General features: G+C 37.7%; 21 protein-coding genes and 1 pseudogene. 17 read left to right on the top strand and 5 right to left on the bottom strand.

Annotated elements, in window-relative coordinates:
- Window positions 1-73: 73 nt before the first annotated feature.
- The 5 genes and pseudogenes from F4694_RS05725 to F4694_RS05705 all read left to right on the top strand — a co-directional run bounded on the left by F4694_RS05725 (window position 74) and on the right by F4694_RS05705 (window position 5,535).
- Window positions 74-244 (top strand): Fe3+ hydroxamate ABC transporter substrate-binding protein, encoded by a 171-nt coding sequence (locus F4694_RS05725; RefSeq protein ID WP_179595921.1) that lies wholly within the window; start codon window positions 74-76, stop codon window positions 242-244.
- A gap of 46 nt (window positions 245-290) precedes the next feature.
- Window positions 291-1,367: an NAD(P)H-dependent flavin oxidoreductase gene (locus tag F4694_RS05720; protein ID WP_179595920.1), complete on the top strand. Its 1,077-nt coding sequence runs from the start codon at window positions 291-293 to the stop codon at window positions 1,365-1,367.
- A gap of 148 nt (window positions 1,368-1,515) precedes the next feature.
- Window positions 1,516-2,756, top strand: a pseudogene (locus tag F4694_RS05715) (cytochrome P450).
- 413 nt (window positions 2,757-3,169) lie between these two features.
- Window positions 3,170-4,240, top strand: coding sequence for an undecaprenyldiphospho-muramoylpentapeptide beta-N-acetylglucosaminyltransferase (locus F4694_RS05710; protein WP_179595919.1), 1,071 nt, complete (start codon window positions 3,170-3,172; stop codon window positions 4,238-4,240).
- A gap of 179 nt (window positions 4,241-4,419) precedes the next feature.
- Entirely contained in the window at window positions 4,420-5,535 is a 1,116-nt protein-coding gene (locus F4694_RS05705) for a mechanosensitive ion channel family protein (protein WP_179595918.1), read from the top strand.
- Between the two features lie 107 nt (window positions 5,536-5,642).
- On the opposite strand, the gene F4694_RS05700 is transcribed toward F4694_RS05705, so the two are convergent.
- Complete coding sequence (locus F4694_RS05700; protein WP_179596029.1) at window positions 5,643-5,729, bottom strand: YjcZ family sporulation protein; 87 nt, start codon at window positions 5,727-5,729, stop codon at window positions 5,643-5,645.
- A 218-nt stretch (window positions 5,730-5,947) separates the two neighbouring features.
- Between F4694_RS05700 and F4694_RS05695 the strand changes: the two genes are divergently transcribed.
- Together F4694_RS05695 and F4694_RS05690 are read left to right on the top strand one after the other, a co-directional pair.
- Complete coding sequence (locus tag F4694_RS05695) at window positions 5,948-6,241, top strand: RNA polymerase alpha subunit C-terminal domain-containing protein (RefSeq protein WP_179595917.1); 294 nt, start codon at window positions 5,948-5,950, stop codon at window positions 6,239-6,241.
- Window positions 6,242-6,322: 81 nt separating this feature from the next.
- Window positions 6,323-7,207 carry an alpha/beta fold hydrolase gene (locus F4694_RS05690; protein WP_179595916.1) on the top strand — a complete coding sequence of 295 codons (885 nt, stop codon included), beginning with the start codon at window positions 6,323-6,325 and terminating at the stop codon, window positions 7,205-7,207.
- A 45-nt stretch (window positions 7,208-7,252) separates the two neighbouring features.
- On the opposite strand, the gene F4694_RS05685 is transcribed toward F4694_RS05690, so the two are convergent.
- Both F4694_RS05685 and F4694_RS05680 read right to left on the bottom strand, forming a co-directional pair.
- A complete protein-coding gene (locus F4694_RS05685; protein ID WP_179595915.1) occupies window positions 7,253-8,239 on the bottom strand; it encodes an inorganic phosphate transporter in 987 nt (328 codons plus the stop codon).
- A 31-nt stretch (window positions 8,240-8,270) separates the two neighbouring features.
- Entirely contained in the window at window positions 8,271-8,885 is a 615-nt protein-coding gene (locus F4694_RS05680) for a DUF47 domain-containing protein (RefSeq protein ID WP_179595914.1), read from the bottom strand.
- Window positions 8,886-9,076: 191 nt separating this feature from the next.
- Here F4694_RS05680 and F4694_RS05675 point away from each other — a divergent pair, with 191 nt between their 5' ends.
- Window positions 9,077-9,952 carry an alpha/beta fold hydrolase gene (locus tag F4694_RS05675; protein ID WP_179595913.1) on the top strand — a complete coding sequence of 292 codons (876 nt, stop codon included), beginning with the start codon at window positions 9,077-9,079 and terminating at the stop codon, window positions 9,950-9,952.
- A gap of 36 nt (window positions 9,953-9,988) precedes the next feature.
- Here F4694_RS05675 and F4694_RS05670 read toward each other — a convergent pair whose 3' ends face one another.
- Complete coding sequence (locus F4694_RS05670) at window positions 9,989-10,501, bottom strand: GNAT family N-acetyltransferase (RefSeq protein ID WP_179595912.1); 513 nt, start codon at window positions 10,499-10,501, stop codon at window positions 9,989-9,991.
- 443 nt (window positions 10,502-10,944) lie between these two features.
- On the opposite strand from F4694_RS05670, the gene F4694_RS05665 reads away from it, so the two are divergent.
- The gene (locus F4694_RS05665) at window positions 10,945-12,297 is read left to right on the top strand and encodes an MFS transporter (protein ID WP_257029140.1); all 1,353 of its coding nucleotides are present in this window, start codon (window positions 10,945-10,947) and stop codon (window positions 12,295-12,297) included.
- A 92-nt stretch (window positions 12,298-12,389) separates the two neighbouring features.
- On the opposite strand, the gene F4694_RS05660 is transcribed toward F4694_RS05665, so the two are convergent.
- Window positions 12,390-14,348: a XylR N-terminal domain-containing protein gene (locus F4694_RS05660; protein WP_179595911.1), complete on the bottom strand. Its 1,959-nt coding sequence runs from the start codon at window positions 14,346-14,348 to the stop codon at window positions 12,390-12,392.
- Between the two features lie 223 nt (window positions 14,349-14,571).
- Here F4694_RS05660 and F4694_RS05655 point away from each other — a divergent pair, with 223 nt between their 5' ends.
- The 8 genes from F4694_RS05655 (at window position 14,572) to F4694_RS05620 (ending at window position 21,774) form a co-directional block, all read left to right on the top strand.
- On the top strand, window positions 14,572-15,852 hold the full coding sequence (locus F4694_RS05655) for a Rieske 2Fe-2S domain-containing protein (protein ID WP_179595910.1): 1,281 nt from the start codon (window positions 14,572-14,574) through the stop codon (window positions 15,850-15,852).
- A 324-nt stretch (window positions 15,853-16,176) separates the two neighbouring features.
- Window positions 16,177-16,314 (top strand): hypothetical protein, encoded by a 138-nt coding sequence (locus F4694_RS05650; protein ID WP_179595909.1) that lies wholly within the window; start codon window positions 16,177-16,179, stop codon window positions 16,312-16,314.
- Window positions 16,286-17,710: an amidase gene (locus tag F4694_RS05645; protein WP_179595908.1), complete on the top strand. Its 1,425-nt coding sequence runs from the start codon at window positions 16,286-16,288 to the stop codon at window positions 17,708-17,710. The genes F4694_RS05650 and F4694_RS05645 overlap by 29 nt, the downstream gene beginning before the upstream one ends.
- A gap of 19 nt (window positions 17,711-17,729) precedes the next feature.
- The gene (locus F4694_RS05640) at window positions 17,730-18,116 is read left to right on the top strand and encodes a VOC family protein (RefSeq protein WP_179595907.1); all 387 of its coding nucleotides are present in this window, start codon (window positions 17,730-17,732) and stop codon (window positions 18,114-18,116) included.
- Between the two features lie 83 nt (window positions 18,117-18,199).
- Window positions 18,200-19,114: a catechol 2,3-dioxygenase gene (locus F4694_RS05635; protein ID WP_179595906.1), complete on the top strand. Its 915-nt coding sequence runs from the start codon at window positions 18,200-18,202 to the stop codon at window positions 19,112-19,114.
- Between the two features lie 147 nt (window positions 19,115-19,261).
- Window positions 19,262-19,588, top strand: coding sequence for a 2Fe-2S iron-sulfur cluster-binding protein (locus F4694_RS05630; protein ID WP_179595905.1), 327 nt, complete (start codon window positions 19,262-19,264; stop codon window positions 19,586-19,588).
- A 1-nt stretch (window position 19,589) separates the two neighbouring features.
- Window positions 19,590-20,030, top strand: a complete 441-nt coding sequence (locus F4694_RS05625) for a GlcG/HbpS family heme-binding protein (RefSeq protein ID WP_179595904.1) — start codon at window positions 19,590-19,592, stop codon at window positions 20,028-20,030.
- Between the two features lie 259 nt (window positions 20,031-20,289).
- Complete coding sequence (locus F4694_RS05620) at window positions 20,290-21,774, top strand: aldehyde dehydrogenase (protein WP_179595903.1); 1,485 nt, start codon at window positions 20,290-20,292, stop codon at window positions 21,772-21,774.
- The last annotated feature ends 95 nt before the right edge of the window (window positions 21,775-21,869 follow it).

Raw genomic sequence — 21,869 nt, 5'->3', positions numbered from 1 at the left:
AAACTAATAATATGGTTATATACAAATTTAAACAGTAATTACAATGTTTGTTAGAACAGGAGGCCGTTTGCTCATGTTGTGGGATAAACCAAAATGCATGGTTTGTGAGAAAGAAATTAAGGAAGATGAGATCGTCTTTGTAAAAATGAAATATCCTAAACGTAAAGGTTTTACAGAAATCAAAGCCTATTTAAGAAACGAAGGGAAATTTGTTTGCGAAGACTGCATTGCACTTAAAAAATAGGAAGAGTAAGTATATCCAGAAAAATATAATCTACGAGGTGTAATCGATGTTAAAAAACAAAATGACTGAGCTTTTAAAAATCGAGTATCCAATCATTCAAGCTCCGATGGCGGGAGGAATAACGACTTCGAAACTAGTAGCTGAGGTTTCGAATGCTGGAGGTCTTGGAATGATAGGCGCTGGCTATATGACTCCAAATCAGATCCGAGAACAAATCATAGAAATAAAGCAGTTCACACCCAAGCCATTTGGTATAAATTTATTTGTTCCAAACGAATTTGCTTACGCTGAAAGTGAAGTGAAATTAGCCAATCAGCTATTACAGCCCATTCGTAATGAATTACATATAAACAAAGGTCCTAACAATGAAATCCCAACATGCTATCAGGAATTTAAAACATTTAACAAACAAATCAAGGTTATCATAGAAGAAAGCGTTCCAGTTTGTTCCTTTACATTTGGTATTCCTTCTGAGGCAGTTATTTCGGAATTAAAACAAAATAATATTTTTGTGATTGGAACAGCTACAACAGTGGAAGAAGCCATTGAAGTTGAAAAGTCAGGAATGGATATGGTTGTGGTGCAAGGCAGTGAAGCGGGGGGACACCGCGGTAACTTTATTAGATCAACTCAAGATAGTTTAATAGGTTTAATGTCACTCATTCCACAAGTTGTCGATCATGTCAGCATTCCGGTTATAGCTACTGGTGGAATTATGGACGGAAGAGGTTTAATGGCTTCTCTATGCTTAGGTGCAATGGGAGTTCAAATGGGGACTGCATTTTTAACGTGTATCGAAAGTGGAGCGCATCCGATATACAAAGAAGCTATTATCCATGCAAAAGAGGACCAGACTGTCTTAACTCGAGCTTTTTCTGGTAAATATGCAAGAGGAATAAAAAATAAATTTATTGATGAAATGGAGAAACACGAAGATTCATTACCAGATTTCCCGGTTCAAAATGCACTTACTCAGTCTATAAGAAAAGCTTCATCTTCTCAACAAAACCCAGACTACCTATCACTTTGGTCCGGTCAAAGTCCTAGATTAGCAAAAAATCAAAGTGTTAAAATGCTATTTCAAACCATATTAACCGAAGCTAAAAACATGAAAAATAAATAATGAATCTATAGGATGCGTTTCTACTTTTGTAGAGACGCATTTCTTTTTGAAGACTACATATAAGCTCTACTGTGCATAAATCAGGAAGGAATTTACAAATAATACAGGTAAATCTTACAAAAATGGGGATGATCCTTTGTCAGCTTCAATGCCGCATGAAGATGGAATAGACCACACAATCAGCCTTATGAGAGAAGGTTATCTATATATTTTAAATCGTCGCCGCAGTTTTAACTGCGATGTTTTTGAAACCCGTTTACTCGGTAAGAAGGCGATCTGCATGGGAGGAAAAGAAGCAGCAGAGATTTTTTACGACCCAGAAAAGTTTCAAAGAGAAGGTTCAGCACCTCATCGGCTGGTCGAAACCTTATTTGGCAAGAAGGGGATTCAAACACTAGATGGAGAACACCACAGACGTCGTAAGGAAATGTTTATGGCGCTAATGTCCCCTACTAATATAAAAGGGTTAGCCGACCTGGTTAAAGAAGAGTGGATATCTGCCGCAAAAAAGTGGGAGCAAATGGATGAGATTGTCTTTTACGAAGAAGTGCAGAAAATTCTCTCCACGTCCGCTTGTCGTTGGGCAGGTGTAACTGTACCAGAAAATGAATCGAAGATTTTCCTAATGATTTAGTGGCATTATTTGAGTCTCCAGCAGCCATTGGTCCGGATCATTGGAAAGGAAGAAATGCGCGGAATCGAGTAGAAAAGTGGGTAGGAGAACTTATTGATAAGGTACGGGATGGGAAAGAAACGCCACCGGAAAATACGGCCTTACATAGCTTTGCCTGGTTTCGCGATTCAGATGGAAATCTACTAGATACCGAGACGGCTGCTGTTGAAGTAATAAATATCTTAAGACCAATCGTTGCGATTTCAATTTTCCTTAACTTTACGCTATTGTCCTTACATCATTATCCTGAAGAAAAAGAGAAACTGAAAGTGCAGGATGATAAATATGCGAAAATGTTTGTGCAAGAGGTACGGCGGTATTATCCGTTTTTTCCATTTGTGTCAGCTAAGGTTAGAAAAGGATTTGTCTGGAATGACTTTACATTCGAAGAGGGGACTTTGACGTATTTGGATCTTTATGGAACCAATCACGATCCAAAGATTTGGGAAAACCCAGATGTATTCAATCCACAGCGCTTTGCTGATTGGGAAGGAAGTCCCTTTGGGTTTATTCCACAGGGTGGCGGTGATTATTTATTGGGTCACCGTTGTGCCGGTGAGTGGCTCACCATAGAAGTTATGAAGGTTAGTCTAGACCTCCTTATGAACCGAATGAATTACGAGATTCCTGATCAAGATTTAAGTTACAGCATGGTGAGTATTCCAAGTATACCGCATAGTAAAATAGTTATTAAAAATATAAAGCTGGTTGATTAAAGTCCTTATTGGTAACTAACTATATGATATTTCGCATGTAATTTATAAAAATCCTGCCAAGATTAAAGTGGCAGGATTTATTTTGTTTTACTGGTTTAAAGCAGTTTCTATCAGATCTATATTTTTCCATGCCCACACCAGTGTAAATAAATAAATAAATAAAAAAATAAAAAAATAAATAAATAAATCCGATTCAGCAAGAGAGACCATGTCTTTTGTCGATGGTTCAAAAGAGTGAGCGTCTACACAGGAGGTAAAAACAAGCATATACTTAATCTTAAAGACAAGAAATAATAAATTTTCTTGTTTTTTTATTTGGAGGGGAGTTATTCTAAGGAATAAAAGAAGAAGAATTTACCTATATAAGCAGCGTATAATGGGTACTACATAATCATGAACAAACAGGAGGATTTATGGCGAACAAGAAGATTGTATTCACCGGTGGTGGTTCTGCTGGGCATGTAACGCCAAACATAGCCATTATTAATGAGCTTCATAACGATTGGGATATATCGTATATCGGGTCTATAAATGGAATTGAAAAGGAATTAATTCAAAAAATAAGCATTCCTTATCATGGTATAAGCAGCGGGAAACTTAGAAGGTATATAGACTTTGAAAATTTCGTGGATCTATTTCGAGTAGCAAAAGGATGTTTTGAAGCAAGAAGTATTCTAAAAAAATTGAAACCTAATTTAGTATTTTCTAAAGGTGGATTTGTTTCAGTTCCGGTTATTTTAGCTGCAAAGTCATTAAGAATCCCTATATATATACATGAAAGTGATTTGACACCTGGATTAGCGAATAAAATTTCTCAAAGATTTTCAACGAAGATTTTTACTTCGTTTGAAGAAACAAAAAAATTCTTCCCAGAGTTTAAAACAACTGTCATTGGTTCTCCGATTAGAAAAGAAATAATGAACGGCTCCGCTGTTAATGGACGAAAATTACTTGGATTTGATAAACATACGCCAATCTTAACGATTATGGGTGGAAGCCTAGGAGCAAAAAAAATAAATGAAGTAGTCCGGGAATCGTTAGAACAACTAACGTTACATTACCAGGTTGTTCATATTTGCGGAAAAAATAACAGGGATGATCAGTTAACAAACCTTTCTAAGTATAAGCAATTCGAATATGTTTATGATGAGTTATCAGACATATTAGCTGCTACGGATATCGTTATTACTAGGGGTGGTTCTAATGCAATCTTTGAATTTCTTGCCTTAAATATACCAATGCTTATTATTCCATTAGGTTTAAATCAAAGTAGAGGTGACCAAATATTAAATGCGAGGGTTTTTCAAGATAAGGGTTATTCACTAACCTTGGAAGAAGAAAACCTTACTAGTAAAACGCTAATGGAAAACTTAAATACTGTCTATAAAGATAAGAAAAAATACCAGAAAAATATGAAGGAATCTTATAATCGTGACGCCTTACAAACTCTTGTAACAGAGATCAATAAAGTGAAAACCACCTGATAAAATTTTGTAAGATCTGGCTGGTAAAAATGCAGCCTTTTTTTGATTAATAAACTTCAAAAATTATAAATCTAAGACTTTGGTTGTATTCAAATATCTTGTTTAAGAAGTTATTATATTGAAATGTGATGGTTTTAACCATTGTAACTGTTAAGAATTATGAAAGAAGGTTTTTGTGAATGGCTTTTGATTCATTTGGCATTGCTTTTTTAGGTATACGTTTAGACTATGAACTGTTAAAAGATATAGGGATTTCAATTGGGATCTTGCTATTATTTATCCTGTTTCGAAACATATTTACGAAGTATGTATTCCAGCTAATTTTAAAATTGGCAGGTAAAACACCTACAGATCTTTTTACAAAAATCTGTTTAGGGTTTGAGCGACCATTAGGATGGGCCTTTATTATTCTAGGGTTGTATGTAGCGATGGATTATTTCCCTTTTATCGAACAACACAATGCGTTATTTTTAAAATTCTTACGTTCCATGGTCATTGTCTTAATTACATGGGGATTATTTAACTTATCCTCACCTACAACGGGAATCTTAATTAGCGTGAATGAAAAGATTAATAATAAGATAGATTTAATTCTACTTCCGTTTATTTCAAGAACCATCCGCGTAATCATGATTGCGATCAGCATCAGTATTATTGGTCAGGAATTTGATTATGACGTAAATGGCTTGGTCGCAGGACTTGGTTTAGGGGGGCTCGCTTTTGCATTAGCAGCGAAAGAAGCGGTTGGGAATCTAATTGGTGGTATCGTTATTGTAACAGAAAAACCTTTTTCGATTGGTGACTGGATTTTGACACCAAGTGTTGAGGGAACAGTTGAAGATATTAACTTCAGAAGTACCAAGATTCGAACCTTTAGCCAAGCGCTCGTTACGGTTCCAAATTCAACACTGGCAAACGAACCGATTACCAACTGGAGCCGAATGGGGAAAAGAAGAATTACTTTCCACTTAGGGTTAAACTATCAAACCTCCAAAGAACAAATTGAAAGAGTGGTAAAGCGGATTGAGCAAATGTTGAGGATTCACGAAGAAATTCATCCGGATACCATCATGGTAGCATTTGACCATTATAATGATAGCAGTCTTGATATTTTGTTATATTTTTTCACGAATACAACCGTTTGGGCAGAGCACGTTAAAATAAAACATGACATCAACCTAGCAATTATGGGGATCTTAGAGGAAGAGGGAGTAGAAGTCGCTTTTCCAAGTAGAACGATTTATGTATCTCCACAATCTAGTGAGCTATTCCAAACAATGGGATCATTTGATTAATAAACTAAGAAAAAACTCGCCAATAGTAAACTAGCCTTAATTGGACAGTCACTATTTTGGCGAGTTTTGCATTTATTCGGCTAACAAATTCATACCAACAACAATAATCAACAAACAGCCCAAATAATAATTAACAGGATAAATAAGACAACAATTAAATGAAAACCAAAACCTGATTCATATTCATTACTCATTTGAAATACCTCCTTATTCTGGGAAGAATACATCTTATGACATTCGCCCAAGGAATGATACTAAAAAACATCATAAATAATTCAGCACGAGTCATTGTCTTGAATAAACCGGTTTTTTGCTGCAGTATGTAGGAAGGCGATTTATTTTTTATAAAGGTATAAATATATTATGATTAAAATAAATACAGCCTTTATACCAAGTGGAGGTGATTTTAGCAATGACTACTTCAGAAAAAAATGTTAGAACTTGCCCCGAAGGACACAAGTATTATAAAAGTAGTGATTGTCCAACCTGTCCGACCTGTGAGCAAGAACGGAAACCCAAAAGTGGTTTTCTCTCACAGCTCTCCGCACCAGCAAGACGAGCATTGGAAAACAATGGGATAACATCATTACAGGAACTATCAACCTATAGTGAAAAAGAGATTTTGAAATTACACGGAATGGGACCTGCTTCTTTACCTAAACTTAGGTCAGCATTATCCGAAGAAGGCTTACAATTTAATAAATAACATCCAAGTTTTACTTGTTGACCTTACCAAGAAGCTGGCAGAAGGGGAAAGTTATTCAACAAATTGGGGATGAGATATTTCATGAACTGGGTAAATGGAGAATATCATATACAAATTAATTCAATTAAACATTGGATAAAAATTGAGGGGAGTGAACATCAAACCACACCTTTGGTTCTTCTTCACGGCGGCCCTGGCGGAAACCATTACAGCTTTGAAAGAACCATTGGACCTTCGCTCTCTGAAAAAAGAACAGTCGTCTATTATGAACAGCGCGGCTGTGGCAGAAGTGAAAAGCCTATATCAGATGAAGATTATAAAATCGAACAGCTTATATCTGATTTTAGCGAAATAAAAAAGTGGCTTGATGTAGATAAGGTCGACCTATTAGGCTACTCCTTCGGTGGAGAATTAGCGCTTGAAATTGCCTATGCTCTGCCTAATGAAATCAACAAGATCGTGCTCTCTGGACCAAGTTTAATTGATTTAGAAATGGGGAAATTAATTCAAATTGCTGGCTTTATGTCAGTTGGTGATCCTCAACTATTAAAACAAATGAATGAATTGCTAAAACAAAATCTTCCTATAAGCAGTTTATATGACCAAGTTTGGAGTTTGGTTGATACCAAAACAGTTGATCGACTGTTATTTCAAAATCAAACTATAGCGCTTCAGAACAGAAAGCTTTGGGAAGAAAGTCAGCTCACCAATACAGGGTTAATGGCAAAAGTAATCATGGGCCAGCCTATGGAAACTCCGTTACTAGACCGGTTAAAACACATAAAACAGCAAGCTTTAATTATTACTGGTATTTTTGATCGAAATACAGGGGTAACCATTTCCAAGCTCATACATAATGAATTAAGAAATAGTGAATTAGTGATTTTTAAAGAAAGCGCTCATTTTCCGGACTTAGAAGAACCCAATCATTTTAGAGATACCGTATTAAGCTTTTTACATTCTTAATAATCTAAAATGGGTAACGAATTTTATTTTCGTTACCCCTTAAATTTAAATGAAGAGTTTTATGATCATCATAACGATACCAGCAATTAATGCAGAAATTGGCAGTGTTATAACCCATGTGGTCACGATTCTAATGGCTACTCCCCAGTTTACACCTTTAAAACGCTTTGAGGCACCAACACCTAAAATAGATGAAGAAGATACATGTGTAGTGGATACCGGCAGTCCTAAAAAGGTAGCACCCTGCAAAACAGCAAACGAAGATAAATCTGCTGCAAATCCATTGATTGGCTGAACTTTAAAGATTCTTTTCGCGACCGTTTTAATAATACGCATACCACCAATCATCGTCCCAAGTCCGATGGTGGCTGCACATGTGACCTGTACCCAAAATGGTACGTCTAAGGTTGCTTGATAACCCCCTGCAACCAATGCAAATACGATTATCCCCATCGTTTTCTGCCCGTCATTTCCACCATGAGAAAATGCCGCTAAGCCTGAAGCAATGATTTGAAACCCTCGAAAACCGCGTGTTGCACGGTAAGGATTTGCGTTTCTGAACAGAATCGCTAATATTTTCATAAGGATAAATCCTACTCCAAAAGCTAAAAAGGGAGAAATGATTAGTGCTTTGATAATATCGGTAAAACCTTCCCAGTTAATTGAATCTAACCCTGATCCAAAAATAACAGCTCCAGCAACTGAACCGATTAAGGTGTGTGAGGAAGAGGAGGGAATTCCATAATACCAAGTTAAAAGGTTCCAAAAAATAGCAGCAATTAGGGCGGCTATTACGATTAACATTCCGTTCTCAATTTGAAAAGGGTCTGCGATTTTCCCACCAATTGATTTTGCAACAGCTTGTGATATTAAAGCACCAACAAAATTTAAGACTCCTGCATAAACAACTGCAAATCGTGGTGTCAAAGCCTTGGTAGAGACTGACATCGCAATCGCGTTGGCTGTATCATGAAAACCATTGATGAATTCGAAAACTAAAGCAAGAATTAAGATAATAATGAATGTTGTCATTAGAACCTCCAATCGAGTATTTCAGCTGTAGCTAAGCGTTTTTCATGATGATTGTTTCTAATGTATTGGCTACAGATTGACAGTAATCTGCAATATTTTCAAGCTCTTCATAGATTTCCTTATATTGAATAATACGGATTGGGTCTTTTTCATTTACAAAAAGACTCTTGATGGATTCCCTTAAAATCCCATCACATTTGGATTCTAAATCTTTGATTTTTATTGCATGTTCTCTCATGTCCTGTAATTTCTTTGTTCCCAGCATTTCAATTGCTGTTTCAATTTCAGATGCACAATTTCTAATTGCGTCCACAAACCTAAGCATATAATCATCTGCATTTACCACCGAATACATTTCAAATAGTGCAGCTGTATGCTCTAAACCATCTAAAACATCATCCATACTCATCGTAAGAGTTAAAATATCCTCACGTTCAATAAAAGTAATAAAAGCATTATGTAAATCCTTAAATACTTCATGAACCATTGAATCTCCTTTGTTTTCATATTCCTTCATTTTTTCTGAAAAAGTCTTTAGGTCACTGACATTCTTTAATTTATAATCTGCAAAAAAGTTAGCACTTTCTTTTAAATTTGAAGCGATATTTCCTAAATAAACTGCAAATTTGTCCTTTTTCTTAGCCATGCTGTTACCTCCACATTTATCCAATTGTTTTAGAACTATTTATTTATTTTTACTATATCCTGATTGGACTATCCAATACGTATATCCACATAAACGAAAGGAAAATGTTTCATAAAACGAAGAAGGATTCCTGTACTTTTTGTTGAAATAGTCTTAAGAAATCTAGGGTAAATCTAAAGGGAGAGTACTTAATGAAGAATTACATTTTAGAGTTGGACGGGAAAAAGGTAAATTACTATACGGAGGGAGACCCAGAAAAACCACTGATTGTCTGCTTGCATGGCTTAGCTGGCAGTGCAGCCTACAGTTTCACAAATCTAAGCCAACAATTATCAAAATTTTTTCATTTGCTGTTAATCGATCAGCCTGGGCATGGGAAAAGCACATCATTTAATAGGGAAGAGGACTATTTATTTTCCAACCTCGCCACATGGTATGAAAAGGTCTTTACATCTTTAATAGACCAGCCATTTTACCTACTAGGTCATTCGTGGGGCGCAGATGTTGCACTACAGTATGCCAAATTTTTCCCTGAAAAAGTCAAGGGAGTAATTCTACTTGATGGTGCTTATACTTTCCCCGAATTTCAGGAGGAAATGACATTTTCAACGGCTTACAATGGATGGGAATCTTACATGGCTAATGCTGAATATAATACCTGGGAAGATGTCCTTAATGAGTATCGTACATATACAAAACGATGGAATCAATCGATAGAGCATTCGGTGAATTCGATTTTTGCCAAGAACAACCAAAGGTATGAATTAATCGCTTCAAAATTCACTGTTTTATCGATTATAAAGGCCTTTTTTGAAGAGCCGTTTTCTACTGCCTATCCAAATATCCAGTCACCATTATTATTACTACATGCTACTGAACCTGAAGAATTACATGCTGCAAGGGAAAAAGGGATTGCTCAATTAAGGAAGGATATAAAAAACGTTACGATCATTCCTTTTGAGGAGGCGGGTCACATGATCCAATGGGATCAACCGGAGAAAGTATGTGCTGAAATAGTTAGGTGGATCAATAATAATGAAGAAAACTATTTAAATCTGTCAAAATAACCCCCAAAGCAATGGCTAAGGGGGTGAATCAACTCATTATTCTTCTATAGGTTTATTAGGGCCGTCTAAGTTCAATTGATAAAAAGCTAAATCCAACCAGGTATTGAATTTATAGCCTGCATTTTTAATTGTCCCTGCATGGACGAAACCAAATTTCTCATGCATGGCAATGCTTTTATCATTTGCAGCATCGATACCGCCAATTAATGTTTTATATTCTCGTTCATTCGCGATTGAGATGATCTCTTTTAATAAAGAAGATGCAATCCCTTTCCTTTGATAATTACTGTCTACATAAATAGAATGTTCGATTGAATATTTGTAAGCCGGCCATGGTCTAAAGGGACCAAAAGTAGCAAAGCCAACTACCTTATTATCTAACTCATATACAACAACTGGAAAACCTTCATCCATTTTTTGTTTAAACCATATTTCTCGGCTTTCAAGTGTTTGAGCTTTATACGTATATACAGCAGTAGTATGGAGGACGGCATCATTATAAATATCTAGAATGTTTTGTAAGTCCTTTTCTTGTGCAAATCTTATCACGTTCGACACCCCTAAATTACAATATGGCGTTTATTATATCAGTGAAAGACTAATATGAAAATAACTTAATACAAAACTTTGGTTGGGTGTCATAGAATATTCATTATCTTAAATCATATTGTAATTACAACTTTTCCTTGTGCATGATCCTGCTCAAACTTAAATCCACACATTTAGATGCAATTAGTTTATAGAAAAAGTAGTTATTTAGATGAACATTGTTAATGCTATCTGATAAAATTACACTTATATGGAATTATTAGGAGGTAGTCAAACGTAATGAACAAGAAGATATCGCTCATCCATTCTATAATCAGTTTATAATATCCTCATAGTAGAAAGAGGTGGAAGTACAAATTATTGTAATAGAAATAGAAAAGACCTTGTAAGTAAGCAATGGCAGTCTTGCCTGCAAATGTAGGAATCTATCGGAGGTGTTTATGATGTCTAGCATGAATGCAAATGAAATTTCAGACAAAAAAATGGCGAGAAGGGCTCTAGTTGGTTCAACCTCTGGTGCGATTATTGAGTGGTATGACTTTTCACTTTATGCAACTGCTTCTGCCTTAATCTTTCCAAAACTGTTTTTTCCGAATTCAGACCCGTTTATCGCAACAATCCTGTCATTCGCAACTTTTGCAACCGGTTTCTTAGCAAGACCAATAGGAGCGATTATATTTGGACATTTTGGTGATCGAATTGGCCGGAAGAACGCTTTGATTGTTACTTTATGGATGATGGGTTTGAGCAGTGCTTTTATGGGACTCATTCCAACCTATAACTCAATTGGAATATGGGCTCCTATTCTGCTAGTTTTAATGAGATTAATACAGGGTGTTGGTGTTGGGGGGGAATGGGCAGGATCCATCCTATTATCAATGGAATGGGGAAAGAAAAAACAGCAAGGATTTATGGCAAGTGTCCCTAATGCAGGAGTGGGAATAGGGATGTTGCTATCCTCGGCTGTCATAGGGTTGTGCATCACTCTTGCAGGCGATCGTTTCTACGTATGGGGTTGGAGGATTCCATTTATCGCTAGTTTATTGTTATTAGCTGTAGGACTTATTATTCGAGCAAAAGTTATTGAAACACCGTCATTCCGCAAAGTTCAAGAAGGTGAAGCAGTTTCTAAAATGCCGGTCTTAGATGTGATTAAACAACATCCAAAACAGATTTTTTATACAGGCTTAGCAAAATTATCTGAAAACGCACCATTTTCTATTTATACGACCTTTTTGATCAATTACAGTATCAATAATGTAAATATTAGTTCCTCTTATATGGTTAATGTTAATACAGCTGCAAGTTTCTTATTATGTATTTTTATTCCATTATTTGGCTACCTATCAGATAAAATAGGAATTAAACGTCTATTTATGATGGGGGCGGCTACAACACTTATCTGGGGATTTGTTTTTGTTGGATTCGTGAATACAGGTATACCAGCTATGATCACAGCAGCTATGTTAATTTCGATGATTCCACATTGTATGCAAACCGGTGCACTTCCTGCCTTGGCTTCGCAGGCATTTCCAGCCCGGTTACGGTATAGTGGTACTTCACTAGGGACACAAATCCCTGCTATCTTTGCAGGAGGCATTGCCCCAATGATTTGTACGTATTTAATACAGGCAACAGGAACGATTTATTCGATCGGATTTTATATTGCATTTGTTGCTATTGCCAGCTTAATCGGTACAAGCAAGCTTAAGAATCTTTCAAATGAAAATGGTGCTGTAAGCACAGACAACCATGGTGGTTTGATGTTAGATACTACAAATGAAGTAAAAGCATAATCGTTGTAATGAGATCAGGATGTATCTAAGTTATGGTAAAAAATGCAAGGGACTGTCCAATTAGGTCAGTCCCTTTATTTAATTCGTAAATCTCAATCTCCTAAACCTTCTTCCACTTGGTTCAAAAGGAGGGCAGACAGTTTGCCAAATGCTACATATATGTCTAAGGCCATTTGAACTTCACGACGCGTTGTTGCATTCATCATATCGATGTTAAATCGTTCTTTTAAATTCGCAAGGCGGTAACGCATCCCTCCAATTGATAAGTTCAAGAAGCGGGCTGTTTTATGCAAATTGCATTCATTATATAAATAGAAATAAAGAGTTTTTAATAGTTCTGCGGATTTCTGAATATCATATTGATAGATCGTACCTAAAATATGATTGGCATAGTCCTCCAATTCCTGTGGATTTCTTGCATCTAATAAAATGGAGATAGGTCCAATAGCCGAGAAATGGAACACGTGTTGGTTCTCATTGTTGATTTGAGCAATTTCTAAAGCCTTTTTCGCTTGTTTATAACCATCGTGAACTTCATTTATATTCAAACATTTGTTGCTGATTCCAATTATTAGTCGAGATGAAGGAAATTTATTTTTCACTTCTTTCACTATAGATGTCCCTAACTTCTTTTCGCTCCAATTATTAGCCTTCAATAAATCTTCTGAAATAAGTGCTTGAACCTGTCCAAAAGAGTTCGAGATTAATATATTTTCTCCTGCAGATGCTGAATATTTTCTAAGGATGTTCATAATCACTTCCTTTTCATCATGTACTAATTCATCCCTTTGAAAATCAAAGGATTGATTTTGTAAGCGAAAAATAAACACATAATGAGGTTTGTTAAGATTATAGCCTAGAAAAGATATTTTTTTCGTTATGTTAGAATCTAACTTTGGCTGTAGCAGAACTTCGTCTAGTAATTCTCCTTTCATTCTATGTTCCGTATCAATGGCTGTTTTTTCATTTAGGATATGAAGTGCACAAATATTTGCTGCCCGCTCGATAAAAGATGACTCGAGTTCGTCCATTTCTTTCGAGTTTTTTATAATCGAAATATAACCAAATACATGGCTTTGTACTATGATTGGAGTGATTAAAGGATAATGAGAAAATCCTTGTTTATCTAAAGTATTGAGTTGAATGGTGGTTCGATGATGGATCATTTCAATTATTTTTTTCTGGTCTGATGAGTCAAGATTTTCCTTTTTTTCGATGATGCTTTTTAAGGAATATTCAAATACATCCCCATATTGTGATTGGGTTTCGAAATCTTTGTTGGAGATAACGATTCCACATTTTAAGCTGCTTCCAAGTGTCTGGGCAATTGAATCAAGTCCTTTTCCCTGTAAGACAATTTGTGTCAATTGGTTACTTAACAAATTCCCTCGTTTTAAAATTTCACTTTGTCTTTCAATTCGTTTATGTGCTTGATCTAGTTCGTCCCCAATATCTTCTCGTGCATAATCAACCAACTCAGGTGAAATTTCATCTTCCCATAGATCTAGTGTTTTTCCAATAAAGTGACAATATGGATCACCCTTCCCGATACACTCGACTTCTTTAAAAACCACTTTTTGGCCGAAAGAGGTACTGCAGTAACCGCTTGCATACCCTTCAAGAAAGTAGCAAACAGGCTCAGAGTGTGTGGGGAAGTGCTGCAAATATTGTAGGGCCTCATAAGAATTATTCCAATATCCTTCCACGTCAAATTCCTGATTTTCAGCATCAATATGAACTTTAATCGGAACGGATGTTGTTCGTCCGGAAAGGCCATGCATGGTAACCCCTCCCATGATCCATTCCCTTTTATTTTCCCAATTAAACATTTCCTTCAGCATCAAGGCTTCATGCCTTCCGCATTGATATCCATAACGTAATAGAAAGCGTTTGGCTCTTTCAATTCCTAGAGCTAAAACTAAATCTTTAATTAAAGCTCCCCAGGCATCCGCGCTTGAAATAAACATTCGATGAGCCTGCAGGAAGTTGTCATTCTCAGGGTTCATTCCAAATAAATCTCCCAAGGTGATGGTGTTTGCTTTAATGGCCATATTGCCTCCTCCAGAAAATCATAATCATTTATTACTACTTTATCATAATTTACAATATTTTTGAAAGAGTCAGACCACTTATCTCTAACTGTATGTTTCGGTTGTAAAATGAAAATTTTCCGACCTAAAAATATATTGTTTGAATGGGTGCTAATTTAATAAGATATAAACATAAAATCGAAATTTTCTAAAAACAAATAAAGTACAAATAGGAGGAATCGACATGTTGTCAAAACAAGATAATCATTTATTAACAAGAGTAGGGCCTGGTACTCCGATGGGTGAGTTGTTTCGCCGCTATTGGATACCGGCATTAAAGTCAGATGAATTACTAAGCGACGGCAAGCCGCAGCGCGTGAAATTGCTCGGGGAGGAATTAATTGCGTTTCGTGATACGGAAGGGAAAGTCGGCTTAATGGAGGAAGCCTGCCCGCACCGTGGAACATCTCTATATTACGGCATCAATGATGGATGCGGCTTACGCTGTATGTATCATGGCTGGAAATTTGATACGAATGGTGATTGTACGGAAATTCCGTCAGAGGAAGGCGATCCGAAGTTTAGACATAAAATCAAGATCAAAAATTATCCGGTGAAGGAGGTAAAAGGTATCGTTTGGACGTACATGGGACCGGAAGAGAGCCAGCCTGAATTTCCTGAATTCTACTGGATGGGGCTTCCTGATGAATATATGATGTCGGAACGGGTTTGGCAGGAATGCAACTATGCACAGGTAATGGAAAATGATCTTGATTATGTACATGCGGCGTTTCTTCACAAAGCACATGGGAAACAGGAGACAGGAGAAGGAATTTTAAGTACAGATTTAGGAATTGATCCGAACCATCCGCTTGTGAAGAATCCACCGGTCAAACAAGATGTAGAGGATACCAATTACGGAAAACGCTGTGTAGCCGTAGGAATTGGCAACGAAACAGAAAATGCCTTTATGGAAATTCATTATATCTTCCCGTTTTATACTTATCCACCAAGATTTGAGGGTGAGGATGGAATGTGGCATGCGTTCATTCCAAGAGATGACTACAGCACTTGGTCCTGGGATGTCCAATTTTCACATAACCGTACAATTGATGCTCAGGCCAATCATGAACGCCGCGGCTTAAAGTTAGATGAGCACTTCAAAAAACAAATCAGTCTTGAGAATGATTATGCACAGGACCGTGAGCTACAAAAGACAGGAAATTTCACAGGAATCCGAGGAATCGCTAATCAGGATCACGCAGCAACCGAAACAATGGGGCCGATTGTCGACCGCTCTAAAGAGCATCTAGGAACAAGTGATTTACCGATTATTCATATGCGCCGCTTATTGCTTCAACAGGTGAAAGCGTTTCAAGAAGGAGCAGAGAACTTTAAGTTAGACAATGAATCACTGAAGAACCTATACAGTGCGGGACTCTACGACAGGAACGAAAAGTCCTGGCAGGAGGCTTTTCCTTTGGAGGAACAGTATAAAAAGGATGGGCAGAAAGTAAAGTCTTAAATATTGAATAAAGCAACTTAATAGGCTGTGTTATGGGTAGTTATTGTTAAATGACCAGTGGTGTGATCTAGTTTCAGCGCCTACCCCCTAGAGGTCACAAGCCAATCATCCTAGAAAGGTAAAGAACACCTTTCCGCAAGGCTGGTCTTGGGCTTGTCGGGGTGGGCAAGGCACATACACTTTTCTATAGTATAGTGTCCGTGCGTGTGATTCAGCATGAATCAGTTGATGGACAAGTACTCCAAAGGTCATTGTGGCATCTATACTATTAAACGCAGCCCTTTAATAGAGTAGTAGGAATATCAAAGTGAGAGCAGGGATTTGATGACTTTAGAAGAGTATCTACGCACCATTTTATGTGATGAGGAACTAGAATTAGCAACATTAGAGCCGTCCTTTACTTTTAATTTAGAAGTTTATGAGGAGACAAGCCATGAATCAATTCCTTTTCGAAACAATTGAAACTGCAGGGGCCGCGATTAGAAATAAACGGATTTCACCGGTTGAGTTGACGCAAATGACATTAAACCAAATTCACGAGTATGAGCCAAGAGTTAATGCGTTTATTACTGTCATGGAAGAAGAAGCCCTGGCTCAGGCGAGGCAATTGGAAGAGGAATTACTGAATAATGTAGTGCGGGGGCCGTTGCACGGAATTCCAATTGCTGTCAAAGACATTTTAAAAACGAAGGGTGTAAAAACGACTGGCGGCTCGAAAATTTTTGAAGACTGGATTCCTTCTGAGGATGCGGCAGCTGTTCAAAAGCTAAGAGAGGCTGGAGCCGTTATCATCGGCAAGGCTAATCTGCATGAGTTTGCCATGGGGGCAACGACGGAAAATCCTCATTATGGAAGCACCAAGAACCCTTGGAATGTCACTAGAATTCCAGGCGGCTCAAGCGGCGGCTCAGCAGTGGCAACCGCAACAGGAATGGCCTTTGGTGCGGTAGGCACAGATACAGCTGGGTCCATTCGACTACCGACTGCGATGTGTGGCACAGTCGGGTTCAAGCCAACCTATGGAGTCGTTAGCAGACGCGGGTGTCTACCGTTCAGCTGGTCATTGGATCATGTAGGGCCGATGGCAAGAACGGTTCAGGATGCGGCCATCATGCTTGAGGTCATGAGAGGGCATGATGTGAAAGATCCGGCATCTGTTAAAAGGAATGTTCCTGTTCGATTTGACTCCTTAGGCGACTTAAAGGGTGTTAGGCTAGGATTCTATGAGCCATACATGTTTTCCGGGATTGATGCTGATGTGAAATGGGTGATTGAACAAGCCTTCCGTCAGCTAGAATCACTTGGCGCTGAAATCATTCCGATTGATTTACCAGGAATAGATGAAGCCCTTAACGCCTTAAAGGCAATCGCACAATCAGAGGTTGTCTCCGTGCACGAACCATTATTGAAAAAATACGGTCATCTATACGGAGATGATTTGAAATACCGCTTTGAATTTGGCAGTGATATTTCCGCAACAATCTACCTTCGTGCCCAGCGCAGGAGAGAGCAATTTGTCAGAGAAACAATCAAACAAATGAATGGGATTGATGCCTTAGTCGGCCCAACAAATGTCCAGCCACCGTTTGAAATCGGTACGATGGTTCCGGAAATGGCAATTAGCAATATGTTTACACTTGGAAAAACACCATTAGCAAATATCCTAGGCTTCCCAGCTCTATCCGTAGCCTGCGGCTTTACAACAGAAAACCTGCCAGTAGGATTGCAGCTAATTGGAAAACCATTCACAGATCGTCGAGTGCTTCAAATTGGCGACTGCTACGAAAGGTCAATGCCATGGGTCAAGGCACTAATGATGTTGCCAAGGGGATGTTCTGCTGCTTCCTCAAACAAATGAAGAATAAAAGGAGAACTATATGATTCGGAAAATGGAGCACGTATCCATAATGGTTCGTGATATGGATCAATCGATTCGGTTTTATTCGGAGATTTTTGGATTTAACGTCCGTCTCCGGGGAAGTAAATCCGATCGCGAAATGGCATTTTTGTATCTTGAATCACAGCCGGATATGGAGATTGAGCTTATTCAAGAGAAAACAGCAGCGCTTAAGTACAGTGAAATGGGTATTGTGAACCATCTTGCTTTTACAGTCGAAAACATTGATGAAACGATTCAGTTTTTAATAGAACAAGAGATCATCGTTACTTCGGATGTGGTCAAGCCAACGCTTGATGGCGGGCGCATGATCTTCTTTCACGGGCCAAGCCGGGAGCTGCTGCAGTTAGTAGAAAAAGTAAAATGAGCTGCTGTCAGCATTTTCAATAGTGCTAAGGTGGCATTAAGGTGCCATCTCTCAAAAAACTACCTATATTAGGAGGATAAAAAATGACAAGAGTTATGCGTTTAGGCCGCGTGGAATTAAATGTATTAAACTTAGATAAATCAGTAGAATACTATACAAAGGTTATTGGGTTAGAAGAAACGGGACGTATGGGAAATAGTGTTTACTTAAAAGCATGGGATGAATTTGATCATCATAGTTTAATTTTAACAAAATCGAATAAGGCAGGTTTAGTCCATTTAGCCTTTAAAGTAGAGACAATTGATGATCTTGCCTATTATGAAAGAAAAATAGAGGAATTTGGCTGTACGACTACTCGTATTTCCAGCAATAGTAGATTAGGTGAAGGGGAAGCCGTCCATTTTATTTTGCCAACTGGTCATCACTGTGAACTTTATCATGAAATCGGTTTCTTAGGCACTGCCGTAGGAACGAGAAATCCTCATCCATGGCCATTAGGTATGAAAGGGATCGCTCCACATCGCCTTGATCACCTATTACTTACTGGTGACGATTTAAAAACAGTTACAAGATTCTTTGTTGAAGTGCTTAATTTTGGACAAAGTGAAAGAGTTGTTACAGAGGGGGAAGAAGAATTAGTCGGCAGTTTCTTATTTACGACAAATACGTCTCATGATATTGCTTTTGTAAAAGGGCCAGATGCAAAACTTCACCATGCAGCATTCGGTGTAGAATCTCTTCATGATGTATTTAAAGCAGCTGATTTATTATCGATGTATGAAGTACCATTCGATGTGACTCCTACTCGACACGGAATTTCAAGAGGACAAACCATTTATTTCTTTGACCCATCAGGAAACCGTAATGAAGCATTTGCAGGTGGATATATGGCATTTCGGGATATGCCAACGATTACATGGGATGCATCAAAAATTGGAACGGGTATTTTTTATCACCGCAGAGAATTATCTGAATCCTTTATGAAGGCATTGACTTGATTTAATTTTCAGAGTAAATGAAATTGACCTACTTGGAAAAAAGCCCCTACAAAGTAAGTTGGAAAACAAATGGGTGGGGCAAGGGATTCCTTCTCCCATCTGCCTCGGTGAATGCCGAGAGTCTATCTGAAATTAAGGAGAAACGATATGTATAAAGTAACTTTAAAGGTAAGAAATCAACAATTTGAGTATAATTGTGCTCCAGATCAAACACCTTTAAGAGCAGCCCGAAACGAGTTTATACCATTTCCGACAGGATGCCAGCGCGGCGGCTGTGGGATGTGCAAGATGAAAGTTTTAGAAGGGGAATATAAGCAAGAATTAGAGCGCTCACATGAAGCACTTTCTGATGAGGAACTAGCCAACGGCTTTGCCCTAGCTTGTTGTATGACAGTTAAAAGTAATCTTGATATTATTTCGGCAGCTGATTACGAAGACCAACTAAAAAAAGCGAATCTGGAAGAAGCGAAATAAAATGCTATATCAAAAATACGCTTTAACCCAGTCGCTAGCATTGAAAATTCTTGAGACAGTTACAAATAAAGCAAAAGAGTTTGGAATTAAAATTAATGCTGCCATTGTAGATGAAGGAGCTAATTTAAAAGCCTTCATTCGCATGGATGAAGCCGCATTACTAAGCTCAGACATTGCCCAAAATAAAGCTTATACTGCTGCTGCATTTGGAAAACCGACACATGAATGGTATCCAATGATAAAGGATGAACCCGCCTTGTTAACAGGGATTGTTCATACAGATAAGCTTGTTGTTTTTGGTGGAGGTATTCCCTTACTATACAATGGAATTATTGTTGGAGGCATTGGTGTTTCCGGCGGTAGTGCCACAGAAGATGTACAATGTGCCGAAGCAGGTGCTAAAGTATTTGAACAGTATGCTCAGCTTAATCTATATAGCTAGTAGCCCTATTTTATATGTATAAAGGCAAAAAAAATCGGCCTTTCTCAAAATTAAAGACTTTTTTCTACTAATGTAGATAATCGGGAACCGTTAATAGAATAGTAGATACACTGTTTAAAAAATGAATATGGGCTGTTTTTAAATAAACTTTTTAATAATTACCAATTAGTTGCTTTATAGTAACTAATTGGTGTTATATGAATCGGACAAGTAGTAACATAAAGTAGGTAAGCATTAGTAGTCAAGGAGGAGTTTTACAATGCAAGTCCAAACTAAAACAGTAATTGAACCTATTGTTAAAGCATTTGATTGTTTACATTATTTTGACGGCAAATTTGTTGAATCTATAGATGGAAACACATTTAATAACGTGAACCCTGTAACGGAAGAAGTTTATGGTACAGTTGCAGAAGGAAGCGCAGCAGATATAGATTTAGCTGTTAAAGCTGCTAAACGTGCTTTCGAAGAAGGACCATGGGGAAAAATGAGTGTACAAGAACGTTCGAAAATTCTCCGCAAAGTTGGTGATATTCTTGAAGCAAGACAAGAAGAAATCGCACAATTAGAATCCTTGGATACCGGGAAACATCTTAAATTCTCACGTCACGTTGATGCACCTCGTGCAGCAGCAAACTTCCATTTCTTTGCTGACTACATGATTTCTATAGGAACAGAAGCATACCAGGATGAAGTTCATAATGCGCTTAACTACGGATATCGCCGCCCAATCGGAGTAGTCGGATTAATCCAGCCATGGAACCTTCCATTATTCTTATTAACTTGGAAATTAGCTCCAGCTTTAGCTGCAGGCTGCACAGTAGTTATTAAGCCATCTGAATTAACTCCAATGACAGCAACAAAATTAATGGAGATTCTTAAAGAAGCTGGTGTTCCAGATGGAGTTGTAAACTTGGTTCACGGCTTTGGACCTGGTGCTGGAAGTGCTATCAACAAACATCCAGACATTTCAGGTATTGGCTTTATCGGTCAAGTATCAACAGGTACTAAGATCATGGCAGAAGCTGCCCCTACTTTGAAAAAGCTTTCTTTCGAATTAGGCGGTAAAAACCCTAACATTATCTTTGCGGATGTGGATATTGATGAAGTAGTTGCCACCACTATTCGATCAAGTTTTACAAACCAAGGGGAAGTTTGTGTATGCGGTTCAAGAATTTACGTTGAGCGTCCAATTTATAAAGAATTCATAGAAAAATTTGCCGCAAAAACAAGAGAATTAAAAGTTGGCAATCCATTTGATATGGCCAACGATCAAGGCGCATTAGTTGCTAAAGTACACTATGATAAAGTAATGAGCTACCTAAAAATTGCTGAAGAAGAAGGCGGTACTTTCGTTACAGGAGGTAAACGTCCTGAAGGATTAGATAAGGGATATTTCATAGAACCAACTATTATTACTGGTTTAGATGACAACTCGCGTTGTGTTCGTGAAGAAATCTTTGGGCCAGTTGTTACAGTTATTCCATTCGACACAGAAGAAGAAGTAATTGCGGCAGCAAATGATACTCGCGTGGGCTTAAGTAACACAATCTGGACTAATGATATCCGTCGTGCACATCGTGTAGCTCAAAAAATTGTAACAGGTTTATCTTACATCAACTGCTGGTTCGTTCGTGATTTAAGAACTCCATTTGGCGGTACGAAAGATAGCGGACTAGGTCGTGTTGGCGGTGCTCATAGCTGGGAATTCTACACAGAATTAACGAATATTTGTGTTAAACTATAATTCTCTTTTCTAAATACGACTATGTTGCATGGTTTAGATAGGTTAGGCCGTGCAACAGGTTTTTAATGTTGACTGTTAATACGAACAATGACCAA

It is taken from the genome of Neobacillus driksii (assembly GCF_013409995.1).
In the GTDB taxonomy this organism is placed as follows: Bacteria; Bacillota; Bacilli; order Bacillales; family Cytobacillaceae; genus Neobacillus; species Neobacillus driksii.
This window is presented reverse-complemented; position numbering and strand designations above follow the sequence as displayed.